We start from the raw sequence: 13,315 nt of genomic DNA, 5'->3' as shown, positions 1-13,315 counted from the left end.
AATGTATTAACCTTTACCACGGGTGCGGGTTGAGTTTTTCTTCGCATCCATACTTTTTTCAAGAAAGCTGATAATACTGGCGGCAACATCTTTACCCGTTGCCCGTTCTACCCCTTCAAGTCCTGGACTAGAGTTAACCTCCATCACCAGTGGACCACGCTCGGAGCGCAGCAGATCGACACCCGCCACATTCAACCCCATGGTTTTAGCTGCTAATACGGCCGTGGCTCGCTCTTGAGGGGTAATTCTCACCAACGAAGCGGAGCCTCCGCGGTGCAAATTAGAACGGAATTCTCCCTCCTGACCCTGCCGCTTCATAGCGGCCACCACCTTATCCCCGATCACTAGACAGCGAATATCCGCGCCACCGGCTTCTTTAATAAATTCCTGCACCATGATATTGGTTTTCATGCCCATAAAGGCTTCCAATACACTCTCTGCGGCCTTACGGGTTTCGGCTAGAACCACGCCAATACCCTGGGTACCTTCGAGCAGCTTCAGTACCACCGGCGCGCCACCGACCATATCAAGGAGATCAGGGATATCACCCGGTTTACTGGCAAACCCTGTAATAGGCATACCGACCTTCTTACGGGAGAGCAACTGCATGGAGCGTAACTTATCTCGTGAACGGCTAATCGCTACCGATTCATTCAGAGGATACACACCCATCATTTCCAACTGACGCAGCACCGCCGTACCATAAAAAGTAACCGACGCGCCGATTCGAGGGATCACCGCATCAAAGCTGCCTAAATCCTGCCCTTTAAAATGGATGCTTGGCTCTTCAGAGTTAATGTTCATATAACAGCGCAAAACGTCTAAGACCTGCACTTCATGGCCAGCAGCCTCAGCTGCTTCAATCAAACGACGAGTAGAATACAAAGAAACATTACGGGACAAAATTGCTATTTTCATGAAAAAATCCTTATGACTCAGGCTGATGTTTGCCTTGTGAAATTAAATATGCACCTTCAGGGTCGATTAAAAAGCGACCATTCATGGCGGTTCTTCCAAGCAACATCCTAAAACGCATCGTATCTCGACCCGTTAACGTCAGTTCGATGGGGTATTGCTCTGTGCCGATCGACACCAGGGTTTCAATCACATACCGCTGACTCTGATGACCACCGGAATCGGTCACCGTGCGAATATCCTTAATCGGCATTTCACAGCTCACCACGGTCTCTACATCCTGTTGATGCGGGTGAACATCAAAACTCACCCAATCCTGCCCATCCCGTTGAAACGGCTCTACCCGAAACGCATGTAATGCAGAGGTCCTTGCGCCTGAATCGACCTTAACCTTCATTTGATCAATACCGAGTTCCGGCAGTGACACCCACTCCCGCCAACCGATGATTTTTTTATCCTTATTGCCCACACCAACCTCCGCTCACCTATCGATGAGTTGATAAAACACCAACACTAAACATGAGTAAATTTTAAAGTGAACCAACCCACCGGATTGGTAACTAAAGCCTCGACACTGACAAACATGGACACCCGAACAGGGCTTGTCAGTGATTTTATAGATGACGATATACAGCATTCTTATCTAAACCGATAGCAAAAAGTTAACCACGGTTAAAAAGAGGACTGCTTAGTCTCAAAACACCTAGGTATGCCCCATCAACAGTGAACATAAAGTACTGATGACAGAGATCCATTGAATTGATTATAGTATTAAAAACACGATGAGCCGGTATAATTACTGCTTATGCTTTTCTCAGCGATAGAAACCTAATGATGACGCTAACACGCTTGATATTTCTGCTACTTCTCGGCAGTACTTCATGTCATCTCATGGCCGACACCCTCAGCATCGATATTGATGGCGTCAACGCAGAACAAAAACTAAATATCCGTAGTTTTTTAAGCCTTGAATCCCTCGATGGTCAGCCGATTAGCAACACCAGTCGATTACGCTATCTTCATAATCTAGCCGAGGGTGAGATCAAAACAGCGTTGCAGCCATTGGGTTTCTATCAACCAACGATTGAAACCAACCTAAGTAAAAAAGGACAAGACTGGATCGCCCAGTATCATATCCAGCCTGGCAAGCGATTACCCATTACTCAGCTCGACATCCAACTCATAGGCGCCGCAAAGGATGATGTCGCCTTTAACCAACTACTTGCCAAAACATCACTTCGCGTCGGCCAACCGCTGGTGCACAGCCAATATGAACAGTTAAAAAAACAGCTTAGCTCTTTAGCCGTCGAGCGGGGTTACTATCAAGCGGAATTGACTCAACACCGGGTCGAAGTCAACCTAGAAGATTATAGTGCGGCCATCAGCCTGCATATGGATAGCGGCCCACGCTTTAGTGTGGGTGAGATCTCTTTCTCACCGAGCCCCATTGATGACGATTTTATTCAGTCGTACGCCTCATTTAAAACCGGCGATCCGATTCAAAACAGTCAGCTGATTGAACTCCAATCGGCACTCATCGATAGTGACTACTTTCAACGGGTCGAAGTACGCCCCCTCTGGAACCAGATGAGTGACACCCAAGTACCGGTGTTTGTTGACTTAGACGCCAATAAAAAAACGAAATATCAAGCCGGATTTGGCTACGGTACCGACACCGGTGCGAGAACCAAGCTGGGTATGAATAAACGCTGGGTCAATCGTCAAGGTCATCAATTCAATACTCAGTTGCTCGCCTCAGAGATCATTACTAACTTCTCTGCAGAGTATTCCATTCCCGGCACCAACCCCCGCGAAGACCGTTATGCGGTACAGCTGAGCCTGCTCGATGAAGACTCCGATAGTATTAATACCCGCAACTATTCTATCGGCGTCTCCAAACAGCAGCAGCGCGGTCGATGGCAACAGGTGTTAGCACTCAATTACCAACAGGAGGAATCAACCTTTAGCGGCGAAACAGATACCTCTTACTTCCTCATTCCTCAGGTGAATTACAATACGGTATCCACAAAAAACCGCTTACAGGTTAAAAACGGTTACAGTTTTTCATCGCAACTGAGGGGTGCCAGTCAAGCACTGATCTCCACCGAAGACTTTATTCAGACCCGCCTCAATGCGAAAGGCATCTACAGCATCACCGATAAATTTCGCCTCCTCGGCCGTGCGGAAGTGGGCACGACCTGGGTGAACGATTTCGATCAACTACCCGCCAGCCTGCGCTTTTTTACCGGCGGCGATAACAGCGTGCGAGGCTATGATTATAAGAGCCTCGGGCCACGGGATGATGACGATGATGTAGTTGGCGGACGTAACTTGCTGGTCGGCAGCGTCGAGGTTGATTACCGCCTATTTGAAAACTGGGGAGTGGCCGCCTTTATCGATAGCGGCAACGCCTTTAACGATACGGATCTAAGCCTACATACCGGTATCGGTGTTGGCCTACGTTGGTTTTCACCGGTCGGCCCCGTGCGTTTCGATCTAGCGGTACCTCAAGATGACGACGATGATAATGGCATCCATCTGCATTTCAACCTAGGGACCGACCTATGAGCGCTAGTGCAACACAAAACCCCACGCCCCATACCTCAAGGGTTAAGCGTTTTATCAAAGCGGCGCTCTTACTGCTCGCCCTGTTAATCCTCCTACTCATCAGCACCCTGTACTATCTATTAGGTACCTCCAGTGGCCTGCAGCAACTGATCAGCACCAGTCAACGCTGGCTCCCCGGAGAGCTGCAGGTTGAACAGATAGATGGCTCGCTACTAGATAACCTCAAGCTCAGTCATGTCCGCTATACACAGCCGAACATAGTCTTATCCCTGGAGAGCCTTGCACTTGACTGGCAACCCTCTGCCCTGCTCTCAGGCCGTTTGCATATTATGCAGTTACAGGTGCAACAGCCCACGATTACCCTGTCCGGCGCAACGAATAACGAAGCCAACGCGGATTCACCAGAGCTGCCTGAGATCACGCTACCCTTGTCGTTCCAGATCGATCAATTGCAGATAAGCCAACTCACCCTGAATCAGCTGACGAAAGAGGACGCCGTCGCTACAACAGAGGTATCTGATATCCAGCTCAGGCTACATTCCGATGCACAAACATTAATTTTAGATCATTTTAGTATCACCGCACCACAAGCTGATCTAACGCTAGAGGGTCAACTGACACCCAACGGCCCGTTCCCCATTGAGCTGAATACTCAATGGAACCTCAAATTACCGCAGCAGCAAACCCTCGCCGGACAGGGAAGTATTAAAGGCACGCTCAGGGGCAACCTCAATCAGCTTCAAATACAGCAAACACTATCCGGTTTGGTGAGCACAGAGATCACCGCATCCTTACAAAATCTTTTAGCCAACCCTAGCGGCGAGCTAAGCCTGCAGGATTTTAACGCTGAGTTAACGCAGCTGACGCCTGAACTAACGGGCCGTTTAACCGGTTCGGCGGACGCTAGCGGCAACACGGAACAACTACAACTCAACAGTCACTGGCAAACCACCCTGCCGGAGATCGGTTCGACGGAGTTAACCCTCAAGCTACATTTAGCCGGCCGTTTACTGCAAATTGAGCAATTGGATCTGCTACAGACAATCCCACCAACAGCGCCCACTAACAAAACAAACATAACCCTAGCTAAACCGCTAGCGGTAGCACTGAAAGGCGATGTTGATCTTGCCAACACACCGATCAGTTTTGATATTAAAGGCCAATGGCAAAACCTAGGTTACCCTTTTATTGGCGATGCCGACTATCTCAGTCCATCGGGGCAACTGCAGGTTAACGGTAACCTACAGCAGTATACGTTGAGGCTAAACAGTACCCTTGCCGACACCAGTATACCGACCGGCCAATGGACGCTCACCGGCACCGGTAACCAACAATCATTGAACGACATTCGCTTAATCGGTGACACCTTAGACGGCCAGATTCAGGTCGATGGATCATTCGCTTGGCAACCCCTTAGTTGGAATTTCAACCTCTCGGGCACTCAACTGAACCCTGCGAGTCACTGGCCTGAGTGGCCGGGTAAGCTCAGAATAAAAGGCAGCATCTCGGGCAGCCAACCGCCGGAGCAGCCCTTACAACTGCAACTAACATTGGCATCACTAAGCGGTGTCCTACGCAACGAGCCGATCACGGCACAGGGCAGCCTAGCGATCAATGGCAGCCAAATCAGCATTCCACAGTTACAACTCAATCTAGCCTCAACAGAACTAAAAACCCAAGGCCGATTAGATGAACAACTGGACCTTAATTGGAGTATCAAATCACCCGACCTGAGCCAGCTGCTACCTACGTTAAAAGGTGACCTACATGGATCGGGTTCATTGACCGGCACAAAGGCGTTACCCCATCTGATCGCAAAACTTAACGGACAAAACCTACAGTATCAGCGTTACCAAAGCGGCTCTTTATCCGCTGACCTCGATATCGACCTCGGGACCGATAAAAACTCCCATATTCAACTGACGGCGACTAAGCTGCAACTCGAGGGACAACACTGGCAACAACTCTCATTGAAAGGTCAAGGCAGTGCCGCACAACATCAACTCACACTGACAACCGAGCAAGGCCCTGCCGATATAGATCTAAGCCTCAAGGGGCAGTGGCAAGAAGCGCAATGGCGCGGTCAGATTAATCAGCTCGACCTGACCCAATCAGATCTCGGCCCGTGGCACCTGTCCCGCCCCGTGCCGCTGCAACTCAGTCGCAGCGATGCCTCCATGACTAACCTCTGCTTGGAATCCGGTAAAGAGAACAGCTCACTCTGCGTTGGCGGTCAGTGGTCGGCAGAGAATGGCATGGCCGGCACACTGAAAACCCAGCAACTATCACTAAACCACCTACGCGCTTGGATGCCCAATCAGATCGACTTACAAGGCGACTTTTCAGCTGATATCAATTTCTCACAACAACCGAATCACCCTCCTATTTTCACGGGTAGCGCACGCATTAAAGGCGCAGAAGCACAACTCGAAGAGGAAGACATACAGGTCATTGCCGGGGATATTAAACTCGATCTCAATGGCCAGAATAACCAACTTAATGCGAGCCTTTCGCTGCCATTGCTGCAACCCGTCGGACAGTTAACCGCACAGGTAGCGATTGATGATCTTAATACTAGCCAAAAACTCGACGCCCAACTCAGGCTCGCCCTGAGTGACCTTAAGTTTATCTCGCTATTCGCCCCTCAACTACAGGCGATCACGGGGCAAATCGATTCTGACATGTCAGTGACGGGGCGGATTGATCAACCCTTGATGCAGGGACACCTAACACTCAGTGATGCCAGCACCGACTTGCCAGCCCTCGGTATCAAACTCGAAGGGATCAACCTATCGCTGATCGGCAAACCCGGCGATAACAATCTACAACTGACAGGCGCATTACAATCTGGCAAGGGGCCGCTCAATATCAGCGGTCGATATAACCCTATCCTCGATAATGGTGAGATCACCTTGCAGGGAGAACGCTTTCAAGCCCTGGCCACCGAAGATATTCAAGCTTGGATCTCACCGGAGATTAAACTCAACATTGAGCCGCAACTCATCCGTTTAAGCGGAGAGCTGAAAATTCCAGAAGCTCATATCCAGCCCCCCAGCATTGATACTAGCTCACCCCTATCGGAGGATGTGGTGATTATTGACCCAGCCAGCAGTCAATCCTCAGACGGGCAAGGAGGTAATAAAAAACGGGTACTGGAGACTCAACTGCGCATCACCCTCGGCGATAAGGTCTATTTAGACGCACTCGGATTCAAGGGTCGCTTGCTCGGTAGTATTCTGGTGGAAGACAATGCCCGTCAAGTGACCCGCGCCACTGGCATCATGCAGGTCGCCACCGGACAATATCGTCTCTATGGACAGGATCTGGATATTACCCGTGGTAACTTGGTCTATAGCGGCGGCCCTATCGATAACCCAGGCTTAGACCTGCGTGTCTCACGCACTGTCGATGATGTAACGGCGGGGGCAAAGGTATCAGGTACCCTGAGCGATCCTCGACTAACGCTATTTTCTGATCCCGTCATGCCCGAAAGCAATCAACTCTCTTATCTGATATTTGGTCACGCCCTGGGGGCTAGTGGCAGCGCCATGACAGAGCAGGAACTGCTGTTCAAAGCGGCCTCGGCTCTAACACTGAAAGGCGGAAACAGTATCGCAGAACAGATTTCAGAGACCTTCGATATCGATGACTTAGGAGTTGCTGGGGATACCACCGATACCTCTTTCTATATCGGTAAATATCTCTCCCCCCGTCTGTATGTTAAATACGGCGTGGGGCTATTAGAGTCCACCCATACCTTTTTTATGCGCTATAAGCTGAATGAATCATGGAGTGTCGAAACCCAAACCGCGACCGAACATAATGGTGGTGATCTTTTCTATACGCTAGAACGGTAGGCAGTCTAACCACGCCAGATCTCAGATAGAGAGAAGAGTACCGCTGCGACGCCTATCACTGAACCCTAAGAGGCTGGCCAGTAATTAGGCCCCAACAGACGCATCTGATTTTGAATCCACTGAGTACGCTGCCAAACATAATCACTGGGAGCCGCAGCGCTCAGCCGGTAAGGGTTCGGTAACACGGCGGCTAGCCGAGCCGCCTCCGTCGCCGTGAGCTGCTTAGCCGGTTTGTGAAAATAGGCCTGACTGGCGGCTTCGACGCCATAAATACCCGGCCCAAACTCGACAATATTCAGATAGATTTCCAAAATACGGGGTTTATTCCACAACAATTCCATCAACACGGCTAATCCCGCCTCTAGCCCTTTACGTAGATAGCTCCTAGCTGGCCACAGGAACAGGTTTTTCGCCGTTTGTTGTGTCAGGGTACTCGCTCCTCTCACAGCGCCACCCCGTTGGTTACTGCTGATAGCCGCATAGATAGAATCGATATCCAACCCCCAGTGCTGAGGAAAGGTTTGATCTTCAGAGGCGATCACCGCCAGCTGCATCGCCGGCGAGATCTCTGTTAATGATACCCAATGATGCTGAGTCTCAGCCGGGTAGCTAGCGGGGGGATTCAGTTCCCGTTGTAATTGCCACATCCATACAACAGGGTCGACAAAACGCAACATCAACACCCCCAAAAACGGTATGAGGAACAGTGCCAACAATAGGCGCCACAACCAACGACGCACAGGAAAACGGAAAACGCTCAATATCAATCGCCAGAATAAGAGTAGAGGAGGCATGATACCTAAAGCTGGCGATTTATTGAACAACGTACTGGCGATTCAACAACAGACGCTATTTAACCGACTCCGCTTTAGGTAAAATATAGGCAGTAACGATCACCGCGATAGGATGATTCACATGAGTTTCGATTTAGATGAGGTACTGGTCATCGGCGTTTCCAGCCGAGCACTGTTCGATCTTGAGCACGAAAATAGTATCTATCAACAGCAAGACGTAGAGGCTTACCGCCGCTATCAGTTTGAGCAAGAAAACAAAGTGCTGGGTAAAGGCACCGCCTTCTATCTTGTCGAAGCCCTGCTAAGCCTTAACGCCCTATCCGATGAACGCCTTGTCGAGGTCGTGGTGATGTCAAAAAACAGCCCCGACACCGGCTTAAGAATTTTAAAATCGATTCAACATTATCATCTGGATATTACCCGCTCTGCATTCACCGGCGGCGAACCACTTAGTCCGTTCTTACACGCCTACAGTGTTGATTTACTGCTTACCCGCCATTCCGACGACGCACAGATCGCCATCGACACTCAGGACTGCGCCGCCGCACTGATCTACGATCCACCGGAAAGCTATCAACCCGACCGTGATAAAATCCGCATCGCCTTCGATGCTGATGCCGTGCTGTTCTCGGATGAATCGGAATACATATTTAAAACCGAAGGGCTCGAACGTTTTCAGCAAAACGAATCGGATAATGAAGATGTCGCCCTACCCGATGGCCCCTTTGCTAAACTGGTACGGGTATTATCTCGACTCAACCGAAAGCTAGGTGCCGACGTCTCACCCCTTAGGCTATCGATCGTTACCGCCCGCAATGGGCCTGCCCACCTGCGCGTGATCAAAACCCTAAGAGCCTGGGATGTGAACGTCGATCAAGCGTTTTTTCTCGGTGGTATGAGTAAAGAGCCTGTGTTAAGTGCGCTGCGGCCACATATTTTTTTTGATGACCAACCGGCTCACCTGTTACAGGCCTCGAAACGAGTACCTAGCAGCCAGGTGCCGTACCGCAGCGATTCACAGATTCAAGGGCTACCCAAAACGTCCATCGAAGACAGTGAGACCAGTGAGTGATATTAGCCGCCGTAACTCGACGCCCACTATCAATCGATCAACTAATAAGCTTTTAATTGATAAGCCAGCAGACTCATAACGTTGGATCGGTTACTGTTTTCGCTGCTGCCTGTTGTTTGCCGAGCAGCGCACCGATACCCGCACAGCTAACCAATAGAATACCCAATAAGGTATGCAGGCCTAGCACTTCATCCCATATCCACCAGCCAAACAAGGCCGCTATCGCCACTGAGCCATAGGTAAATGGCGCTAACTGACCCGCCGGTGCCATGCCATAGGCTTTGCTGAGTGATAGCTGGGCAACGGTTGAGGTGGCGGCTAACACCAGCAACCAAGCAAATTGAATCAAGGTTAAACCCGCCCCCGTTAACCATGCCGGTATCGCCGACAGAATGGCACTAAAGAGTGCAAAGTAAAACACGATAAGCTGTGGCGATTCGGTATCGCGCATCCGCCTAATGGTGACTTTCGCTAGAGCACCCAAGCAGGCCCCCGCCAGTGCAATCAAGATCCCAAGGTTAACCGTACTCTCCTGGGGGTTGAGAATCAGTGCAACACCGATAAAACCCACCAAGATTGCCAACTTAACCCGCGTTGAAATATGTTCGCCTAACCACCACAACGCAATCAATGGCATAAAGAAGGGCGCGGTCTGCTTCAGCAATGCTGCCTGTGCAAGAGGTAAGTGCCCCCAGCTATAAAACAGGCAGGTCATCGCCGTCACACCAACCGTCGCGCGCATAAGGTGAAAACGTAATTTGCTGGTGCGCAATACGCGAGTGCCTTTACGCATTAACCAGGGCATAAACAGCATAAGCCCTAGCAGGTTACGAAAAAAGACGATCATTTCGGTCGGTAAATCGGCTGAGATCTGCTTAATCACCATCCCCGATAACACCAGAAACATTTCGGAAAACAGTATTAGAGCGGCGCCCACTAAAAATTGATTACTTTTCATAAAGAACAAAAGCCCTTCTGCCAGTGACAGAAGGGCTAATGGGTTTTCCTCTGATCATTAACGCAGCAATTAGATGGCGATAACCTCGAACTGATCGGTCAGTTCAGCCGCGGCTGTCGGGCTAGTCACCACCGCGACACTCGCCAGCTCAGGTTTAAGATAGCTTGCTGCCACCCGTTTAAGATCATCCAGTGTGACCGTCAGAATTCGCTGACGGAAACGTTCACGCTGCTCTGGGGTACGCCCAAACAACGCACTGTGATAAGCCTGCTTCGCTTCACCGGCTGGCGAACCGGGCTTATCAATACTGCTAACGATCCCGAGTATTGCTTCTTCCAGCTTCTGCGGCTCAAGCTCGGTGCTCTGTAACCATGCGATAGAGGCATCAAAATCATCGAGCGTTTCGGTTAAACGGGGGTCACGATATGAGAAGAAACGGAATACGCCATCGGCGGAATCCTGACCAGCACCACTACCGTAAGCACCGCCCTGCTCCCGTACAACCCGATGAAGAAACCCATTGCGCAAGAAATCGCCCAACACCGTAAGCGCCGCCGCATCGGGATGTTCCACCGGCACGGTAGGATAAGCCTTGGCACAGAAGTTCACCTGAGTACTGGTGGTCCAAGCTTGATTAACCGCTTCACGGGTGGCCGGCAGGGTAAAGGGTACAAACCCCTTATCCGTTTTGACCTCAGCGCCAACCCAACGGGCAGCCATAGTATCAGCCAATGTCTGTTGGTATTCCGCTTCGGTTACGATCAGAAAACGCCGTGGCGCAGCCAGTATTTTTTGATGTAACTGCGACAATGCGTCGGCCAACTGTTGTAGGTTTGCCTCATCACGTAGCGACTCATCGAGCGCTTTAATAGCGCGAATACTCTGTAATCCACGGGAATTATGCGCCAGATGCCCCGCAGGTGATAACTGACTCACCGCCGCCATGATGGCAAGGCTATGCCCCTGCCCCGTCACACTCTGTTCTTTACGGGTCCGCTGCTGCGACACCAGCTCTTTAATACGGCTCAACTCATCAAAACGCACCGTCTCCAATGTTTTGTACATCAGGTCGGTCAGTTGCGCTTGTTTATTCAATAACGCTTTACCCGATAGCGTCATATAGCCGCTCACCTGCTGCTCATCATTCACATCGGCACGTACCGATGAATAAGCATGAATGCCGCCACACACCTGTGACTGCAACGCTTGGGTATCTTGGTAGCTCATCCCATCACAACCGAGCTCAGTGACACAGTAACTGTATAACGGCAACAGCTGCTGTTCCGCCTCGGTCAGTGCGGGCAGATCCATAATCACCTGCTGATACACTAAGCCATTGGTCCCTTGCGGGTAGAAGTGATAATTAAAACCGTTCAGGGTATTTTCAGACCCCTGCGGAATATGCATCTTCGCCGGCACATCATCGATAGTCACTTTAGGGAGTACCGATTCATCATCAATTTGATTTTGACGCTGCTCTAATGCTTTAGCCTGATCAATAATCGCCTGTTTCTCTGACTCATCGAGCTGCTGGCGAATCGCTTCAAGTTTGGCCGCTTCTGCTGCATCACGGCGTGATGCCAACTTAGCATCCGGTCTTAGCGTGATGCGAACCCGGTGCTGATTATCCAACAACTCACGCACCATCGCTGGAATAAAGTCGGGATCATTAATCTCTTCGCGTAGTTTAGCTAACACAGGATCAAGGTTGAGCAAGGCGATTGGATCACCACGATGGATCGCAGAGGACAGCGACGCTAAGATCAAACTCATACCGTAAGGGTAGCCATCACCACTGATCTCTCGCTGACTCAATTCAAGCTGATGCAGTGCCGCTTCAAGATGCTCTTGCGGAACACCGTTTTCGGCGACATCCGCCAAGGTATCCAATACCAGCTGTTCGAATTCAGCAGCCTTCTCAGGCTCACTTCCCTCGATACCACACATTAAGGCCATCTCGCGGTTAGAGTCTTCCAAACCACATAAAGGTGAAGGAGACGCCCCTAAGTCGGTCGATTCAAGTGCATAACGCAGAGGAGATGAACTGTTATCCAACAACACACGGGATAGCAGATGCGCTCTAAGCTGCTGCTCTAAATCAATGCTGGGCCCCAACAACCAAGCGAGTACATGATGGGTTTTAGCACTGTAATCTTCATCATCGAGTGCATAAGCTTCTTCGACTCTTACCGGCGAGAAATAACGTTTTTCATCTTCGACAGTAATTTCGTCGCTGAGTTTTTCAAACTGAGACAGAGCTTGGTCTTCAATCCTTTGCTGCAACTCCTCAACCGGAATATCACCAAAGGTCATAATCACCGCATTCGATGGATGGTAATGGGTTTTGTAGAAGTGAATAAGTTCTTCATAGCTGAGATCAGGAATCGCTTCTGGATCGCCACCTGAGTTGTAATGGTAAGTGGTGGAAGGAAATAGATAGCGGGTCAGCGTTTGCCACAAGGTGGATACCGGCGAACTCATTGCCCCTTTCATCTCGTTATAAACGACCCCTTTATAAACCAAGGGGCTATCGGTATTTTCAGTTTCACTGAACTCTATCCGATGGCCTTCTTGGGCAAAATCAAGCGGATCGAGACGGGAGAAAAAAGTCGCATCAAGATAGACATCCAGCAGATTGAAATAATCTTTGCGATTCTGACTGGCGAATGGATAGGCGGTCCAATCACTGCTGGTAAAAGCATTCATGAAAGTATTCAGAGAGCGACGGCTCATCATGAAAAACGGATCTCGCACGGGGTATTTAGCACTACCACAGAGGGCGGTATGCTCTAAAATATGCGCCACCCCGCAGTTATCTTCGGGCACGGTGCGAAATGCGACCAGGAAGACATTTTCCTGATTGTCAGCTGCGATATGATAATGCAAAGCACCGGTACGGGAATGCACATATTCCTGCACATCGATGCCCAGTGACTCAATTGTTTCCGTACGCTTAAGTTGAAAAGCCGGTTGGCGGGTCATGGCGTTATCCAATGTCTGTGATCTTAATCTCTAGATATTGAGATCATTGTAACTAAATCAACACCTTTTAGCCTGCCCACATCAAAGAAATGCCACATTCCTCTTACAGTGATTGAGAACTGAGCTACAGTTACTAACGAAGAGACCGATATAGTCTACATATTTGCCC

At 50.0% G+C, this 13,315-nt stretch carries 8 protein-coding genes; 3 read left to right on the top strand and 5 right to left on the bottom strand.

Features of this window, described 5'->3' with window-relative positions; all coding sequences use genetic code 11:
* Window positions 1-6: 6 nt before the first annotated feature.
* The gene (gene rimK, locus EH243_RS10315; RefSeq protein ID WP_126158583.1) at window positions 7-918 is read right to left on the bottom strand and encodes a 30S ribosomal protein S6--L-glutamate ligase; all 912 of its coding nucleotides are present in this window, start codon (window positions 916-918) and stop codon (window positions 7-9) included.
* A 10-nt stretch (window positions 919-928) separates the two neighbouring features.
* The gene (locus EH243_RS10310) at window positions 929-1,384 is read right to left on the bottom strand and encodes an ATP-dependent zinc protease family protein (RefSeq protein ID WP_126158582.1); all 456 of its coding nucleotides are present in this window, start codon (window positions 1,382-1,384) and stop codon (window positions 929-931) included.
* 362 nt (window positions 1,385-1,746) lie between these two features.
* Between EH243_RS10310 and EH243_RS10305 the strand changes: the two genes are divergently transcribed.
* Window positions 1,747-3,483: an autotransporter assembly complex protein TamA gene (locus tag EH243_RS10305; RefSeq protein WP_126158581.1), complete on the top strand. Its 1,737-nt coding sequence runs from the start codon at window positions 1,747-1,749 to the stop codon at window positions 3,481-3,483.
* A complete protein-coding gene (locus EH243_RS10300; RefSeq protein WP_126158580.1) occupies window positions 3,480-7,340 on the top strand; it encodes a translocation/assembly module TamB domain-containing protein in 3,861 nt (1,286 codons plus the stop codon). The genes EH243_RS10305 and EH243_RS10300 overlap by 4 nt, the downstream gene beginning before the upstream one ends.
* A 65-nt stretch (window positions 7,341-7,405) precedes the next feature.
* Here EH243_RS10300 and mtgA read toward each other — a convergent pair whose 3' ends face one another.
* Window positions 7,406-8,101 (bottom strand): monofunctional biosynthetic peptidoglycan transglycosylase, encoded by a 696-nt coding sequence (gene mtgA / locus EH243_RS10295; protein ID WP_241235054.1) that lies wholly within the window; start codon window positions 8,099-8,101, stop codon window positions 7,406-7,408.
* Window positions 8,102-8,255: 154 nt separating this feature from the next.
* Between mtgA and EH243_RS10290 the strand changes: the two genes are divergently transcribed.
* Window positions 8,256-9,206 (top strand): 5'-nucleotidase, encoded by a 951-nt coding sequence (locus EH243_RS10290; protein WP_126158579.1) that lies wholly within the window; start codon window positions 8,256-8,258, stop codon window positions 9,204-9,206.
* Window positions 9,207-9,279: 73 nt separating this feature from the next.
* On the opposite strand, the gene EH243_RS10285 is transcribed toward EH243_RS10290, so the two are convergent.
* Window positions 9,280-10,164 carry a DMT family transporter gene (locus EH243_RS10285; RefSeq protein ID WP_126158578.1) on the bottom strand — a complete coding sequence of 295 codons (885 nt, stop codon included), beginning with the start codon at window positions 10,162-10,164 and terminating at the stop codon, window positions 9,280-9,282.
* Window positions 10,165-10,233: 69 nt separating this feature from the next.
* The gene (locus EH243_RS10280; protein ID WP_126158577.1) at window positions 10,234-13,146 is read right to left on the bottom strand and encodes an insulinase family protein; all 2,913 of its coding nucleotides are present in this window, start codon (window positions 13,144-13,146) and stop codon (window positions 10,234-10,236) included.
* Window positions 13,147-13,315: the final 169 nt, after the last annotated feature.

The organism is Amphritea opalescens (assembly GCF_003957515.1).
Taxonomy (GTDB): Bacteria; Pseudomonadota; Gammaproteobacteria; order Pseudomonadales; family Balneatricaceae; genus Amphritea; species Amphritea opalescens.
The sequence above is the reverse complement of the archived record's forward strand: the minus strand, read 5'-3'. Positions and strand labels throughout refer to the sequence as shown.

What these genes read in the sequence shown, in the direction of transcription:
- EH243_RS10290 (WP_126158579.1), top strand. Translation starts at nt 8,256, where the DNA reads ATGAGTTTCGATTTAGATGAGGTACTGGTCATCGGCGTTTCCAGCCGA.
- EH243_RS10300 (WP_126158580.1), top strand. Translation starts at nt 3,480, where the DNA reads ATGAGCGCTAGTGCAACACAAAACCCCACGCCCCATACCTCAAGGGTT.
- rimK (WP_126158583.1), bottom strand. Translation starts at nt 918, where the DNA reads ATGAAAATAGCAATTTTGTCCCGTAATGTTTCTTTGTATTCTACTCGT.
- EH243_RS10285 (WP_126158578.1), bottom strand. Translation starts at nt 10,164, where the DNA reads ATGAAAAGTAATCAATTTTTAGTGGGCGCCGCTCTAATACTGTTTTCC.
- EH243_RS10305 (WP_126158581.1), top strand. Translation starts at nt 1,747, where the DNA reads ATGATGACGCTAACACGCTTGATATTTCTGCTACTTCTCGGCAGTACT.
- EH243_RS10280 (WP_126158577.1), bottom strand. Translation starts at nt 13,146, where the DNA reads ATGACCCGCCAACCGGCTTTTCAACTTAAGCGTACGGAAACAATTGAG.